Annotated in this window: 12 protein-coding genes; 2 read left to right on the top strand and 10 right to left on the bottom strand. The window is 69.7% G+C overall.

Annotated features, from left to right (window positions below):
* Positions 1-125: 125 nt before the first annotated feature.
* On the bottom strand, positions 126-1,253 hold the full coding sequence (locus OG718_RS15465) for an FAD-dependent oxidoreductase (RefSeq protein ID WP_143641863.1): 1,128 nt from the start codon (positions 1,251-1,253) through the stop codon (positions 126-128).
* Positions 1,254-1,366: 113 nt separating this feature from the next.
* On the opposite strand from OG718_RS15465, the gene OG718_RS15460 reads away from it, so the two are divergent.
* Positions 1,367-2,068: a TetR/AcrR family transcriptional regulator gene (locus tag OG718_RS15460; RefSeq protein ID WP_328844400.1), complete on the top strand. Its 702-nt coding sequence runs from the start codon at positions 1,367-1,369 to the stop codon at positions 2,066-2,068.
* 231 nt (positions 2,069-2,299) lie between these two features.
* Positions 2,300-4,276 carry a calcium-binding protein gene (locus OG718_RS15455; RefSeq protein ID WP_328844399.1) on the top strand — a complete coding sequence of 659 codons (1,977 nt, stop codon included), beginning with the start codon at positions 2,300-2,302 and terminating at the stop codon, positions 4,274-4,276.
* Positions 4,277-4,393: 117 nt separating this feature from the next.
* Here OG718_RS15455 and OG718_RS15450 read toward each other — a convergent pair whose 3' ends face one another.
* The 9 genes from OG718_RS15450 to OG718_RS15410 all read right to left on the bottom strand — a co-directional run bounded on the left by OG718_RS15450 (position 4,394) and on the right by OG718_RS15410 (position 15,945).
* Positions 4,394-5,194, bottom strand: a complete 801-nt coding sequence (locus OG718_RS15450) for an ABC transporter permease (RefSeq protein ID WP_143641865.1) — start codon at positions 5,192-5,194, stop codon at positions 4,394-4,396.
* 1 nt (position 5,195) lies between these two features.
* Positions 5,196-5,999 carry an ABC-2 family transporter protein gene (locus OG718_RS15445; protein ID WP_328847766.1) on the bottom strand — a complete coding sequence of 268 codons (804 nt, stop codon included), beginning with the start codon at positions 5,997-5,999 and terminating at the stop codon, positions 5,196-5,198.
* Between the two features lie 2 nt (positions 6,000-6,001).
* Positions 6,002-6,997: an ABC transporter ATP-binding protein gene (locus OG718_RS15440; RefSeq protein ID WP_143641866.1), complete on the bottom strand. Its 996-nt coding sequence runs from the start codon at positions 6,995-6,997 to the stop codon at positions 6,002-6,004.
* 84 nt (positions 6,998-7,081) lie between these two features.
* Complete coding sequence (locus OG718_RS15435) at positions 7,082-9,964, bottom strand: glycoside hydrolase family 2 TIM barrel-domain containing protein (protein ID WP_328844398.1); 2,883 nt, start codon at positions 9,962-9,964, stop codon at positions 7,082-7,084.
* A 12-nt stretch (positions 9,965-9,976) separates the two neighbouring features.
* Complete coding sequence (locus tag OG718_RS15430; RefSeq protein WP_328847765.1) at positions 9,977-10,795, bottom strand: carbohydrate ABC transporter permease; 819 nt, start codon at positions 10,793-10,795, stop codon at positions 9,977-9,979.
* A gap of 74 nt (positions 10,796-10,869) precedes the next feature.
* Positions 10,870-11,832 carry a carbohydrate ABC transporter permease gene (locus tag OG718_RS15425; protein ID WP_143641869.1) on the bottom strand — a complete coding sequence of 321 codons (963 nt, stop codon included), beginning with the start codon at positions 11,830-11,832 and terminating at the stop codon, positions 10,870-10,872.
* Between the two features lie 23 nt (positions 11,833-11,855).
* A complete protein-coding gene (locus tag OG718_RS15420) occupies positions 11,856-13,121 on the bottom strand; it encodes an ABC transporter substrate-binding protein (protein ID WP_143641870.1) in 1,266 nt (421 codons plus the stop codon).
* A 153-nt stretch (positions 13,122-13,274) separates the two neighbouring features.
* Positions 13,275-14,540: an ROK family transcriptional regulator gene (locus tag OG718_RS15415; RefSeq protein ID WP_143641871.1), complete on the bottom strand. Its 1,266-nt coding sequence runs from the start codon at positions 14,538-14,540 to the stop codon at positions 13,275-13,277.
* Positions 14,541-14,700: 160 nt separating this feature from the next.
* Entirely contained in the window at positions 14,701-15,945 is a 1,245-nt protein-coding gene (locus OG718_RS15410) for an FAD-binding protein (protein WP_328844397.1), read from the bottom strand.
* Between the last annotated feature and the right edge of the window lie 12 nt (positions 15,946-15,957).

The raw sequence follows: 15,957 nt of genomic DNA, 5'->3' as shown, positions 1-15,957 counted from the left end.
GACCCGGGCGGGCCCACGGGTTCCGGCGTGCCCGAGAGTGCAACTCGCAATGGCACAAGGCCAGTCGGCGCTGTGGCTCAGGAGTGGCCCAGGACTGCTCGCGTCCCCCGTGCCGACTCTGGGTGTCAGCCCCTGAAGAGGTCGATGAGTCCGTACGGTGCACGCTCTCCGAGGCAGAGGTCCAGAGTCTCGTGGGCGTCGGCGTAGAAGGCTTCACTGCGGGGGAACAGCGCCTCTTCGTAGGCGGCGAGAGCCGCTTCGACGTCGTCCGGGTGCGCGGCTATGGCCCTGGCGAGTTCGGCGCCGTCGAACATGGCCAGGTTCGCGCCGTCGCCGGACGGCGGCATCAGGTGCGCGGCATCCCCGAGGAGCGTCACCCCGGGCACGCGGTCCCATCGGTGCCCGTCCGGAAGGGTGTGAAGCATGCGCGCGACCGGAGCGGTCTCGCCGTCGGTGATCAGCGCGGTGAGTTCCGGGGCCCACCCGTCGAACTCGGCCGCGATCCGAGCGGTCGCTGCGGCGGCGTCGGTGAAGTCGATGCCGGCGATCCACTCGGCCGGGCGGTTCAGCTCGACGTAGGTGTGCAGGATGTCTCCCGCCTCGCGGTGCGCGATGATCCCCTTGCCCGGGGTCAGCGCGTACATCGCGCCGACACCGACCGTTTTCGCCGTCGCGGAGTGCCGCTCGTCGACGTCGTACAGGTAGGTCTCGATGAACGTCGTGCCGATGTACTCGGGCCTGGCGTCGGAGAGCAGTGGACGGACCTTCGACCAGGCGCCGTCGGCACCGACCACAAGGCCGCTGGTCACGGTGGAGCCGTCGGCGAAGGTCAGCTCGTGCCGTCCGTCACCGAGGGAGCGGACACCGGCGACCTTGCGGCCCCACTGGACCGTCCGGTCGGGCAGGGAGTCGAGCAGGATCCGGCGCAGGTCTCCGCGGAGCACTTCGGGACGCCGCGCCGCGCCGTCGTCGGGCTCGTCGTGCAGCAGCTTGCCGTGCCGGTCGAGCACGCGCGCCGCCTCGGCGCCTTCGTGGATGATCGCGCGGAACTCGTCGGTGAGGCCGGCGTCGGCGAGCGCACGCTGCCCGTCGTCCTCATGGATGTCGAGCTGGCCCCCCTGCGTGCGGGACTTCTCCGAGGGATCGGCCTCGTAGACCGTTGCGGGGATGCCGTGGACGTGCAGGACCCGGGCGAGGGTCAGTCCGCCGAGGCCGGCGCCGACGATGGCAATCGAGTGGTGGCGGGTGTTCATGGCTTCCTCGTTCCCCTGCGGGCGGAGCGCCGGGCACCTGCCCGGACACCTAAATGGATCCGTGTTCCATAAGCAATATGGAACACGGATCCATGGTGTGTCAAAATGCGGTCATGCCACGGACACGAGGAAGAGCACCCGATGGGAAATGGCGTGCCGATGCCCTTTCGCGAGAGGTCATCGTCGGTGCGGCCGTCGGGCTGCTGGACGAGCTCGGCGAGCGGGGACTCACCTTCCGGCTGCTGGCCAAAGAGCTGAACACCGGACTGGGCGCGCTGTACTGGCATGTGGCGAACAAGGACGAACTCGTCGCCCTGGCCGCCGATCAGGTGCTCGGCGACGCCTTCGCCGCGGACCTGCGCCCCGAGGAAGGCGCCGGCTCCGGACTGCGCGCGCTCGCCGTCGCCGTCTTCGATGCCCTCGACCGGCACCCGTGGGCAGCGTCCCACGTCAACGCGCCGCCCACGCTGGCGAACGCACTGCACCTGCTCGACCGCATCGGCACCCTTGTCGCACGAACCGGGCTGCCCGCCGAACGGCATTTCGCGGTCTCCACCGCGATCTCCTACTACATCACCGGTGTCAGCGCCCAGATCGTCGCCCCACGCGCCACCATCGACGCGGCCACCGGCCGCGACGACTTCCTCGCCCGGACCGCCGAAGACTGGGGAAAACTCGACCCCGCCGACTACCCCTTCCTGACACGCACCACCGCGGACCTGCGCGACCACGACGACCGTGACCAGTTCACCACCGGCCTCGACCTGCTCCTCGACGGCCTGAACGCGACCGCTGACCCACGACCGCCCACGTGATGCCCTGGCGGTGGCCATACGAGAACGGGGCCCGGTAGGGCTTCGGCGGCAAGAGGCCGATGTGAAGGGGCTGTCCGGCACGCCGGCCCGATCGCGCGGTCCGAGCCGGCCCAGGTGTCACTCCGGCGGGTGGATATCCGGGGGCCAGAGGGCTCAGCCCTGGCCAGCCGTACGGGGGAGTCGTACGGGTGTCCGGACAGTGGGCGCATGTCCATGCATATTGTCCGACCCGTGAACCGTCGCCGCTCGCTCACGGGGCGGGCCGCCCTCGCGCTCGCCGCGGCGCTGGCGCTGGTGGTGGCCCTGCCGAGCGGTGCCCTCGCCGCACCCGGTGATCTGGATCCCGCCTTCGGCAACGGCGGCAAGGTCCACATCGACCGGGGCTACTACGCGGAGGGCCAGGACGTCGTCCTCCAGCCCGACGGGAAGATCGTCAGCGTCGGAACCAACATGGACGCCGGGTGGCTGACGCCCGACTTCTCCGTGATGCGCCACCACGCCGACGGCCGCCTCGACACCGCGTTCGGCGACGAGGGTGAGGTGATCACCGACTTCGGCGAGGGAGAGGACCTGGCGCAGGCCGTCGCTCTCCAGCCCGACGGGAAGATCGTCGTGGTCGGCCGGACCGGCGTGCCGGACGGGGGCTGCTGCTGGTTCACGGTCGCCCGCTACCTCGCGAACGGCAGCCTGGACACGAGCTTCAGCGGGAACGGCTGGGTCCGGGCCGACTTCGGTGACAACGGCGCCTCGGACGCCCAGGCCGTCGTGGTCCAGCCCGACGGGAAGATCGTCGCCGCGGGCCAGAGCGGCGGCGACTTCGCCGTCGTCCGCTACCTCGCGAACGGCAGCCTCGACACCGGCTTCGGCGACGGCGGCCGGGTGCTCACCCCCTTCGCCGGGGGCGCGTACGGACACGACATGGCGCTGCAGCCGGACGGCCGGATCGTCGTCGCGGGCAACGCGGGAAGCCCCGCCATCGACTTCGCGCTCGTCCGCTACACCACCGACGGCAGTCTCGACACGACCTTCGGGGCCGACGGCCGGGTCACCACTCCGCTCAACGGGGACGACTCGGCGCGCGCGGTCGCGGTGCAGTCCGACGGCCGTATCGTCGCGGCCGGATTCAGCAACTACGACCTCGCGCTGACCCGCTACACCGCCAACGGGAGCCTCGACACGGGCTTCGGCACAGGCGGCCGGGTCACCACCGACTTCGACGGCACCGTGGACCGCGCCTTCGACCTCGCCCTCCAGCCCGACGGCCGTATCGTCACCGGCGGCCTCAGCAACGCCGACCTCGCGGTGGTCCGCCACCAGGCGAACGGCAGCCTGGACACCGGCTTCGGCGCCGGCGGCAGGGCGTCCGCCGACTTCCTCGGCTTCTTCGACGAGGCGCACGCCGTCGCCGTACAGCCCGACGGGAAGATCGTCGCGTTCGGCAGCAGCGGCGACGAGCGCGCCCTGGTCCGCTTCCTGGGCGGCCCGGGCAGCCCGCCGCCCGCGGGCGCGGACGTGTCGGTCACCAAGACCGGCCCCGCCACGGTCACCATCGGCGACCGGGCCACGTACACCGTGACGGTCACCAACAACAGCACCTCGACCGCCGCCACGAGCGTCACCCTCACCGACACACTCACCGGGCCCGCCGCCTCGGTGGTCTCGGCGACGCCGGGCCAGGGCACCTGCACGACCAGTACCACCGGCGCGGCCTGCGCCCTCGGCACCCTCGCCCCCGGAGCGGTCGCCACGGTGATCGTCGTCACCGAGCCGAGAGCCACCGGCACCCTCTCCGACCGGGCCACCGCCGGGGCCACCCAGACCGACCCGACCCCCGGCAACAACAGCGCCACGGCGACCACCACGGTCAACAACACCCGCGGCTGCACATGCATCGGCACCAGCGGCAACGACACCCTGAACGGCACCAGCGGCAACGACGTGATCTGCGCCCTCGGCGGCGACGACACCGTGAGCGCGAGCTACGGCAACGACACCGTGTACGGCGGACACGGGAACGACCGTCTCGACGGCGGCTTCAGCGACGACACCCTGAACGGCGGCCCGGGCAACGACAACCTGATCGGCAACTACGGCAACGACCGCCTCAACACCGTGGACAACGTGTCCGGCAACGACACGGCCAACGGAGGCCCCGGCACGGACACCTGCACGACGGACTCGGGGGACACCCGCATCAGCTGCCCCTAGCGGTTCCCCGCCGAGCCATCGAGCCGCCGAGCCGTCGAGCCCCTGGTCCCGCCCCCACGCGGTGGGACCAGGGGCTCGTTCACGGCCGGCGGCCAATCGGCGCCCGGGCCGTCGTCGTCATCCGTTGACCCCCGTGTAGTGCCGAAGACTCCACCTCCACAGCAGCCGCGACCCCAGATAGGCCGCGGCCCCGAGCAGCGGCGACACCGCCGCCAGCCAGTACGGGACAGCGGTGTCGTGCCCGGTCAGTACCGCGGCCGGGAAGTACGCGACGAACGCCAGCGGCAGGCCGAACGTGAGGAAGCCGCCCACCGCCTTGGGCAGCACGTTCAGCGGATAGCTGCCGAACGTGCCGAGGAGCTCCTCCAGCCAGCGCCCCCAGTAGTCGGCGGCCGGGAAGCGCAGCGAGGCGCAGGCGACCGCCGTGAACATGGCCGCCTCCAGGAGCATCCCGCCGAGGACGCAGAGGATCAGATACGAGATCCGGCCCGCCGTCCAGTCCAGGTCGCTGCGGCTCAGGGCGCCCGCCATCAGCCCCGCCGCCACGGTCAGGTCACCGATCGCGTTCGTGGGGAAGTAGGAGAGCTGGAGCTGGCGGTAGACGGGCATCGGGCGGACCAGATACGTGTCGATCACCCCTTCCTGGATGTGCCGGGCCAGACCGTGCACCCGCCCCAGGAACAGCACGAACAGTCCGTGCGCCAGCATCCGTGTCGCCGGGATCAGCAGGACGTCCGAGCTGTCCCAGCCGCCCATCCCGCTGAACCGGGTGAGCAGCACGGTCGCGAATACGATCACCGACACCTGCCAGACCGCACCGATCGCGATCATCATCAGGAACTCGGAGCGATACTCCAGCTGGGCACGGAAGTTGAGCCGGGTGATGCGCCAGACGACGCGGAGAGCCTTGGTCGACATGTCAGCCTCCCTGCGAGATCACGCGCCGGGCGGCCCGCCGCCACAGCAGCCGGGTGAGCAGGGCGAGGGCCACCACCCAGGCGGCCTGTACGGCCAACTGCGGGCCCGCGTCGGACAGTTCGATGCGGCCGACGTACAGCGACAGCGGCACGCTCAGCGTCGCCTGGAACGGCAGGAAGCCGCTCATGGTGATGAACCAGTCCGGGAAGAACCACAGCGGCGCGTACACCCCGGACAGCAGGTTCTGCGCGAAGATCAGGATCAGCATCGCGGCGCCGTTGCGGAGCGTCCAGAAGCAGAGCTGGTCGATGGCGAGCATCACGTAGTAGAGGACCCACTGCCCCAGGAACGCGCTGACCGCGAACACCCCTGCCACGGCAGCCGACTTGGGCGGCTCCACGACTCCGACGGCCAGACAGATCACGTATCCGGCGAGCACCCACACCAGCCCGTACAGCTGCTCGCCGAGGGCCCGCAGCGCGTAGTAGCGCTGGGGCGGGAGCGGGCGCAGATACCAGTAGATGATCGTGCCGAAGTGCATGTGCTGGAGCACGGTGTCCCGGCCCGCGTACTGGTCCAACTCCCGTATTCGGGTTGCCAGTACGGCCAGTACGGCATACGTGACCGCCTGGTCCTCGGTCAGGCCGGCCGTCGTGCCGGTGGCCGAGTACAGGCCGTGCCACAGTGAGGCGACCAGTACCACCTGCACGGTGAGCCGGAGCAGTGCGGCGGTCATCCGCGGCGGGGTGTGGAGTTCGCCGAGCGGGGTGACGCGGGCGGCCCGCCAGCCCTGGAGGACGGTCACGGTCACTCGCCCCCCGCCTGGACGTACGCGGCACGCATCACGTCCTCCAGGTCGGCCTCGTCCAGGGCGATGTCGGTCACCTCGTACCGCTCGATGACCTGCTTCAGCGCCTGGTGCATGGCCGGGGCCGCGGGCCCGTCGGGTCCGAAGACGACCTGGGGGCCCTCATGGCGCACCAGCACCATCCCCGGCAGCGCCTCGACGGGAGTGTGCGGGTCGGCGAGTGTCACCCGCACCTGCCAGGTCGAGCCGAACTTGCGCCGGATCTCGTCCAGCGTGCCGTCCAGGACGAGCCGCCCGTGGTTGATCAGGACGACCCGCTCGGCGAGCCGCTCGACCTCCGTCATGTCGTGCGTGGTGAGCAGCACCGTCCGCCCGCGCTCCTCCACCTGGTACCGGAGGAACTCGCGGACCTGTTCCTTGACCACCACGTCCATGCCGATGGTGGGTTCGTCGAGGAACACCACCCGTGGATCGTGCAGCAGCGCCGCGGCCAGGTCGGAGCGCACGCGCTGGCCGAGCGAGAGATGCCGTACGCGGGTGTCCCAGAAGGAGGACAGGTCGAGCAGTTCGTCGAACTCCCGCAGTCTCGTGCGGTGTTCGGCCTCGGGGACGTCGTAGATGTCGCGCAGGATCGCGAAGGACTCCCGCACCGGCAGGTCCCACCACAGCTGGGTGCGCTGTCCGAACACGGCCCCGATGTTGCGCGCGTTGCGCTCGCGCTCCTGGTACGGGACCACGCCCGCGACCCGGGCCTCGCCGGACGTGGGGGTGAGGATGCCGGTGAGCATCTTGATGGTGGTGGACTTGCCCGCGCCGTTCGGCCCGAGCAGGGCGAGGAGTTCGCCGGGGGCGACGTCGAAGGTGATGTCGGAGACGGCGTCCTTGGCGACCCGCTCCGGATTGACGAGAGACCTGACGGCGCCCATGAAACCGGGGCGGCGCACGGTGGTGTGGAAGGTCCGGGACAGGCCACGGACCTCGATGGAACCGATCACGCGGGGAACCTCCGGGGGAGCGGGGGACACACGAACACGGCCGTCCGACTGGGGAGCCGGACGGCCATGTGACCGGTAACAGTGTCAGTCGTCGACCGTCGAGAACACAAAGGAGAATTCAGCCGGTTGAACCCGCAGCCGGTACTGCGGCAGCACGCCGGGACCGCACGACTGCGAGCCGATGCCCTGCTGACCGTGGTCGAGGTTGACCCACACCGTGTCGCCCGGAGTGAGGTCGGTCAGATGCCGGGCCGCGTCCAGCTGCTCGGTCGTCCACCGCCGTGCGGTGAACCAGAACTCCGGGTCGCCCTCGATCCGCAGGTATCCGACCTCGGCCCAGCGGACGTCGGCTCGGGCGCCGTTCTCCTGCGGGCGCACGTACGGTGTCTGCAGGTCCTCGACGGTCGTGTCCCACAGGAGCGTCTTCGCCGCGGCCCTGGTGTCCGGGTACGCCTCGCCACCACTGCCGAACCACGTCACGTTCTCCCCGAACGACGCCGGCAGACCCAGCCGGATGCCGAGCCTGGGCAGCGGCACCGTCCAGTCACCCTCGGGAGAGACCGAGACGGTCAGGCGCAGTCGTGTCCCGTCGGACGTCCACCGGTACACGGTGCGCAGGGCCACCTCCCGGGCGGCCGGTGCCACCCGGGTCCGTACGGTCAGCGCGTCATCGGCCAACTCCACGGCGTCCAACCGGTGTTGCATACGGTGCAGGCCCAGCTCGCGCCACACCACGCCGGGGCGGACGTCGTCCTGCCAGGACGCGCCGTCGTCGTTGTCGGTGGTGGCGCGCCACACGTCCAGGCGCAGACCGGTGACCTCCGTCGTGCCGATGGTCCGCAGCACCCCGGTGCGGGCGTCGAAGGAGGCCGGGCCGAGGGTGATCCGGTCGCCGCCGGCGGCGGGCCGCGCACCGGTGGCCGCCGGACGGGGCCCGCGCGGCGTGACGGTCTGCTGCGCCCATGCCACCTCGTGGCAGCGGCCCGCCCAAGAGGTGTCCTCGGCGAGCAGCGCGCGGACCGTCCACTCGACCTCGTCGCCCTGACCGTCGGGCGCGGCCGTGGGCAGCTTGACCTCGGCCGACTCCCTTGGCGCGAGCGACGGCACGGTGAGCGTGTGCGCACCCGTGGGGAATCCGTCCACCTGGTACGAGAACTCGAACTCCAGGTGCGAGAGGTCGGAGAAGTCGTACGCGTTCGTCACCCGTACCGTGCCGTTCGCGCCGTCGCCCTCGATCCGGACCGGCTCGATGACCTTCTTGTACTCGTGGAGCCCGGGCGAGGGCCTGCGGTCCGGGAAGAGCAGCCCGTCGCAGACGAAGTTCCCGTCGTGCAGCTCCTCGCCGAAGTCACCGCCGTACGCGAAGCCGTACCGCTCGTCCTTGATGCCGTGGTCGATCCACTCCCAGATGAAGCCGCCCTGGATCCGGTCGTGCGCCTCGAAGATCCGCTGGTAGTCGGCGAGCCCGCCCGGTCCGTTGCCCATCGCGTGCCCGTACTCGCACTGGATGAAGGGCAGTTGGCGCCGCTTCAGCGGGCCGCCGTCCAGGCCCCTGCCGATCCGTTCGACCTCGGCGTGGTCCGCGTACATCCGCGAGTACATGTCCGTGTCACGGCAGTTCCAGTCGCCCTCGTAGTGGATGAGCCGTGAGCGGTCCCGGCCACGGATCCACTCGGCCATCGCGGTCAGCCCGCGCCCGGTGCCCGCCTCGTTGCCGAGCGACCAGATGACGATCGACGGGTGGTTCTTGTCGCGCTCGACCATGCGGGACGCCCGGTCCAGGAGGGCCGGCGTCCAGCGGTCGTCGTCCACCGGGTTGTCCCGCCAGGCCTGTTCGGTGAAGCCGTGGGTCTCCAGGTCGCACTCGTCGATGACCCACAGCCCGTACTCGTCGCACAGGTCGAGGAAGGCCGGGTGCGGCGGATAGTGGGAGGTGCGCACGGCGTTGATGTTGTGCCGCTTCATCAGCAGCACGTCCTCGCGCATGGTCTCCGGATCGAGGGCGCGGCCCGTCTCCGGATGCCACTCGTGCCGGTTGACGCCCTTGAACAGGACCGCCGTGCCGTTCACCTTGATCAGGCCGTCCGCCAGCACGACCGTACGGAAACCGATCCTGAGCGGCACCCGCTCGCCCTCGGTGACCAGCGTCCCGTCGTACAGCCGGGGTTTCTCGGCGGTCCACGGCCGGACCGGCACGGTCACGGACTCACCGGTAGCGACATCGATGTCGAGTTCGGGCACCGAGACCCGCCCGTCGACATCGGAGTCGACGCGCAGGGTCCCGGTGCCTTCGAGATGGTCGTACGAGGCGTGCACGAAGAAGTCGAGCGCGCTGCCCGCCGGCCGGTGCAGCAGCGTGACGTCCCGGAAGATGCCGGGCAGCCACCACTGGTCCTGGTCCTCCAGGTACGAGCCCGCCGACCACTGGTGGACGCGGACGGCGAGCACGTTCCCCGACTCCTTCAGGAGGTGCCCGACCGCGAACTCGTGCGCCAGCCGGGACCCCTTGAACTCACCGATGTCCGTCCCGTTCAGCCACACCCGGGCACACGACTCCACCCCGTCGAAACGGAGTACGGCCCCACCGTCCGCCGGCCAGTCGTCCGGCAGGTCGAAGACCCGCAGATGGTCGCCGGTCGGGTTCTCCGTCGGCACCCGCGGCGGATCCACCGGGAACGGATAGAGATGGTTGGTGTAGATCGGTGCCCCGAAGCCCCCGTCACCCTGGAGGACCCAGTGCCCGGGGACCCGCACCTCGGGCCAGTCCCCGGCGTCGAATCCCTCGGCGGCGAACGATTCGTCCTCGGCATCAGCCGTCTCCGAGAGCCGGAATCGCCAACTGCCGTTCAGGGAAAGGGAATCGGCGTCCGAGGAGGCGTACCACGCCCGGGGCGGCAGCGCGCCGCTCCCGGGCGAGACGTCCTCGACGTAGTCGACGTCGACGGAATGGGTGGTGCGCAAGGACATCGGTCTCCTAGGTCAGCCCTTGATACCCGTCTGCGCGACCCCCTGCACCAGCCAGCGCTGGAGGAACAGGAACACGAGCACCAGGGGCAGGATCGAGATGGCGGTGGCCATGAAGATCAGGTGGAAGTTGACGGTCTGGTTGGTCATGTACGAGGAGAGCGCGACCTGTACGGTCCACGCCTCCTGGTCCTGGCCTATGACCAGCGGCCACAGGAAGGCGTTCCAGCCGCTGATGAAGGTGATCGTCGCGATCGCGGCGAAGAAGTTCAGCGAGTTGGGCACGACGATGCGCCAGTACGCACCCCAGTACCCGAGCCCGTCCACGCGCGCCGCCTCCTCCAGTTCTTTGGGGAACCCCAGGAAGTACTGCCGGAACAGGAAGCAGGTGAAACCACTGAACAGCCCCGGAACGATGAGACCTTGCATACTCGACACCCAGCCGAGCGACGAGACCAGCACGAAGCTCGGTACGAAGGTGACGGCGGCCGGGACCATCAGGGTCACCAGGACCGCGTAGAAGATCTTGTCGGCGTACTTGTACGGGATGCGGGCGAGGCCGTAGCCCGCGAGCGAGCAGACCAGCAGGGTGCCGACGGTGTGCAGGACACCGACGATCGCCGAGTTCCACAGGGACTGGGCGAACGGGACCGTCGGATCGTCGAACAGCTCGGTGACGTTGCCCCACTGGATGTCGGTCGGGAACCACTTCCAGTTCTCGCCGGTGATCTCGGCGTCCGTGGACAGGGCGTTGCGGACGATCAGGTAGAACGGGATGAGGAAGAGCAGGGCGCAGATGCCGGTGGCGATGTAGAGACCGGCGGAGCCGAGCACGCCACGCCGGTCGCGCCTGCGCTCGCGCCGCTTCGGGGGCTCGGGATCGGCCTTGCGGGTTTCGATGACGGTCGTCACTTGGAGCCGTCCCCCCTTCCGAAGCCCAGGAACCGGCCCTGGAGCATGGTCACCATGCAGATCAGCAGGGTCAGGATGACCGCGCCCGCGCTGCCCGCGCCGTAGTCCTGGTCGTCGCCGAGGGCCGTGTAGTACAGCTCGACGAGGGGCGGGCGGCCCCAGGTCGTCTTCGACAGCAGGTTGAAGAACTCGTCGAACGCCTGGTACGCGGCCACGAGCAGCAGCAGGATCACCGCCGTCGAGGTGGCCCTCAGCTGGGGCAGCGTGATGTACCGGAAGGTCTGCCAGCCCGGCTTGGCGCCGTCGATCGCGGCGGCCTCGTACAGCTCCGGCGGGATGTTCTGCAGGGCCGCCAGGAACAGGATCATGTAGAACCCGGCCTGGAGCCACAGTCGGACGGTCACGATGACCAGCCAGTACCAGGGCGGGTTCGGGTTGGCCAGCCAGGCGATGTTCTCGACCCCGAACCAGCCGAGGACGGTGTTCATCATGCCGAAGCGGACGCCGCTGAAGATCGACATCTTCCAGATCAGCGAGGCGGCGACGAAGCTGCACGCCGTCGGCAGGAAGAAGACGGACCGGAAGAACGCCTTCATGAAGCGCAGCCGGTGCACCATCAGTGCCAGACCGAGCGACAGCGCCCAGGTGACCGGCACGATGATCGCGGCGAAGACGGTGAAGGTGACGAGCGACTTGGTGAAGTCGCCGTTCGTCAGCATCAACTTGTAGTTGTCGAAGCCGACGAACTTGTCGGGCGTGACCGTGTAGCGCGCCTCGAAGAAGCTGAGCCAGGCGCTCCATCCGATGGGGATGTAGACGAAGATCACCAGGCCTATGAGGAACGGGCCGGTGAAGAGCCAGAAGTTGAACGTGCTGCCACCCATGCCCCGCCGCGGCCTGGTCTTGGAGACCTTGGCCGGGGCGGGGCGCGTGGCGTCACGAGTCGTGGTGGTCGCCATGTCGTTACCTGTTGTCCGTCGGCCTATCCGAAGAGCTTCTTGAGTTCGAGATTGACCTTCTTGTCCGCGGCGTCCAGGGCCTTCTCCGGGTCCATGCCCTTGCGGACGGAGTTGGCGATCACTTCTTCGAGCGCGGTGATCATCGCCTGGGTCCAGGAGATGTTGTCGAAGCGCCCGTAGTCGGTGAAGAGCTTGACGCCCTCAGCGGGCAGGCCCGACTTGAGCTTGGTGGCGGACTCGGCGATCGAGGTGCGCGGCGGGATGTGGAAGCCGTAGCTGAGCGCCCAGTCCTCCTGGTACTTCTTCTGGTCGATCCAGAGCCACTTCACGTACTCCTTGGCCAGGTCGACGTTCTTGCCCTTGGCGTTGACGAACATGGACCAGCCGCCGTTGTAGACCGCGGGCTTGGCGCCGGAGGCGGCCGAGGGGAAGGGGAATATGCCGAGGTCGTCGCCGAGGGCCTTCTGCATCACGGGCATCGCCCACATGCCGCACCACTGGATGGCGGTCAGACCCTGGACCAGCGCGGACGGGTCCCAGTAGTCGGCGGGGGCGTCAAGGAGCAGGTGGCCGCTGGTGAACATCTTGCGGTACACCTTCAGCGCCGCCGCCACGTCGTCGGTGTGGTACGCGATCTCGTTCTTGGCGTTGAGCTGGTCGGCGCCGGCCGCCCAGACCAGGGCGTAGTTCGTCGACACCATGTTGTTGCCGAGGAACAGGCCCTTGACCTTGTCGGTGGTGAGCTTGTCGGCGGCCTCGGCGAGCTCTTCGAGGGTCTGGGGCACCCCCACACCCGCCTTCTCCAGCATCGACTTGCGGTAGTAGAAGAACTGCGGGTCGTCGATCATCCGGACGCCGTAGACCTTGCCGTCGACCGTGTGGGACTTGATGTCGGCCGGATTGAAGTCGTCCTTGACCGGGGCGATGATGTCGTCCAGCGGCGCCACCTGGCCGCTCTTGATCATCTGAAGCTGCGGGTGGAACTCGAAGACGTCGGGCGCGTTGTCGGTGAGCAGCGCCGAGAACAGCTTGCTCTCGAAGTTGTTGCCCGTGATCCACTGGGTGGTCACGCGGGCCTCGTCGTAGGCCTTCGCGTACCTCTTGATGGCCTCCTGCGTCCCGGCCTCCCCGTACGCGTGGAAGTACTGCACCAGGCCCTTGCCCGAACTGCCGCCGCCCTCACGGCCGGTGTTGCCTCCACAGGCGGCCAGCGGACCCAGTGCGGCGAGTCCCGCCGCGGCTCGCAGTACGGATCGACGGTCCCAGTTGCTGTTGCTCAGTGCCGACATTTGACGTCCTTGTCTCGAGTACGGCTGCGGCTCGAAATCGCTATGCGGTGGCGGGACGTTAACCTTCGGCTAAGGCTTCGGCAAGGGGTTGGACGAAGTCTGTTCGAAGCGTTGTGCACCGTCCGGAATACCGGACGTGGCGGGGCGTCGACGTCACGAAGACGGCGCCGTACGGCTCCTCGTGGGGGAGGTGCGACGCGGGACGGCGGTCCTGCCGCTCGCCGGTTTCAGGCCCACCGAGCTGAGCGCGCCCTCCAGCGCGAACGTCGCCGCGCCCAGGCACACGGGGTCGGTGGGAATGGAGGAGAGGACGATCTCGGTGCTGGCCAGCGGCCGTCTCAGCGCGTGCCGGGCCACGGCCTCGCGGACCTCGTAGAGCAGCGGCTCGCCGAGCGAGGCCGCGACCCAGCTGCTCAGCACGATCACCTCGGGGTTGAGGAGGTTCACCAGGTCGGCGATCGCGGCGCCGAGATAACGCGCGGTCTCCTGGACCACCTCGGTAGCCACCGGGTCCTGCGCGGCGACCCCGCGGGCGAGCGCGTTGATCGTCGCGGTCTGGTCCTCGGGGTGCAGCAGGGTGCTCTCCGGGCTCGACTCGCGGAGATTCAGCATGATTCCGGGCGCCCCGACATACGTCTCCACGCACCCGCGGTTGCCGCAGTGGCACGGCCGCCCGTCCAGCACGAGCGTGGTGTGCCCCCACTCGCCGGCGCTGTTGCTGACACCCCGGTGCAACCCGCCGCCCAGCACGAGCCCGGCACCGACGCCCGTCCCGAGATTCACCACCACGGCGTCCCCACGCCCGCGCGCGGCCCCGAACCACAGCTCGGCGACCGCGCAGGCGCGCAGCGGATTGTCCAGATACAGCGGATACGCGATGTGCTCGGCGAGCAGGTCGAGCAGCGGCACGTCGTGCCAGTCCCAGTTCGGCGCGTACTCCGAGACACCTGCCTCCCGGTCCACCTGGCCCGGCACACTGACGCCGACCCCGAGCACCCGGGCGCCCTCGATACCGGCCTGCGCGACCACCGACCCGACGGCCGAGGCGACATGCCCGACGACCTGCTCCGGACGGATCTCACCGGGGCGCATGTCCTCGTCGGCGCGGGCCAGCACGCTCAGCGCCAGGTCGAACAGCTCGACCCGGACGTAGGTCTCCGCGATGTCGACGCCGATCAACGCGCCCCCCGACGCGTTGACGGCCACGAGGCCCCGCGGGCGGCCACCCGCGGAGTCCTCGAACCCGACCTCCGTCAGCATCCCCAGGTCGAGCAGCTCACCGACCAGCGTGGCGATCGTGGCCAGACTCAGCCCGGTGGCGGCCGCCAGTTCCTGGCGGGACGTCGGCGAGTGGGCGATGATCTGGCGCAGCACCCCATAGCGGTTCGCGGTGCGGATGTCGCGTGACGTGCGCTTCACCAGAACGTGCCCCCTCGGTCCCTCCAGGCATGACGGGTCCCGACGGCCCCGGCGCGGCGCAAGGCTATGACCGTCCGGTGACTTTCGACAAGGGGTTAGGAAAGGGGCTGTACAAAGTCCCTGCCGCTCACGGCGGGCACAGTGCGGATCGAGCCGTCCGTCACCCGCCGAGCACCTCACCGACGAACGCGTTGCGGAACGTCCCCGCCGGGTCCAGCTCCTCGGCCAGGTTCCTGAACTCCGCCAGCTGCGGATAGCGTCCGCGCACCACCGGTGCCGTCATCGTGAACACCTTGCCCCAGTGCGGCCGCGGATCGAACGGCGTCAGTGCCTCCTCCACCCGCCGCACCACGGGCAGCACGGCCGCCGTGTCCTCGACCCAGGTGAAGTGGAAGGCCACCGTGTCCCGCCCGTACGCCGGGCTCAGCCACTGGCGGTCGGCCGCGACCGTACGCACCTCGCAGACCTGCAGCACCGGCGCGATCTTCTCCCGGATCGCGTCGAGCGCACGCAGGGCACCCGTGGCGTGCGGGCGCGGCAGCAGGTACTCCGACTGGAGCTCCGCACCGCTGCTCGGCGTGAACTCGGGCCGGAAGTGCGGCAGTCGCTCGTGCCAGGGCCCGGGCACCCCGAACTGCTGGGTGCAGTTCCCGGCGGGCATCCCCGGCACCGGGTGCATCGCCTCGGTGGCCGGCTCGGCCCACGGAAACCCGTCCCACGGAACGTCGGTACGCCGCTTGACCCACGCCTGGACGAAGCCCGACCGACGCCAGTCGGTGAACAGACTCACGCTGTACGCCGACGCCGACACCGTCTCGAAGTCCAGTTCCGCGAGAGTCATCCGGCCGAACACATGCTGGGCGACCTCGAAGTCCGGCTCCAGGTCGAGCGTGAGCGCGGTGACGACACCGAGCGCGCCGAGCGAGGTCACGGCCCCGCTGAAGCGGGGGTCACCCCGGCCGATCGTCAGGGCCGAGCCGTCGGCGAGGACCAGCTCGACCTCCCGTACGGGCGAGGCCAGCGAGCCGTTCGCGTTCCCCGAGCCGTGCGTGCCGGTCGCCACCGAACCCGCCACCGAGATGTGCGGCAACGAGGCCATGTTGGGCAGCGCGAACCCCCGCTCGTGCACCGCCCGCGCCAGCTCCGCGTACCGCACACCGCCCGCCACCCTGACCGTACGGGCCGCGGGGTCCACCTCGACCGACGGCGGCAGCGCGGTCAGCGAGAGAAGCACGCCCTCACTGCCCGGGTCGGCGATCTCGTTGAACGAGTGCCCGCTGCCGAGGACCCGCACGCGGTCGGCACGCGAGACGAGGGCCCGCAGCGCGTCGAGCGAGTGCGGCCGCTGCAGCTCCTTGGCGGAGTAGGTGATGTTCCCCGCCCAGTTGGTCAGAGCCTCTGCCATCCGTGGGTCCTT

Source organism: Streptomyces sp. NBC_00258, assembly GCF_036182465.1.
Taxonomy (GTDB): domain Bacteria; phylum Actinomycetota; class Actinomycetes; order Streptomycetales; family Streptomycetaceae; genus Streptomyces.
This window is presented reverse-complemented; position numbering and strand designations above follow the sequence as displayed.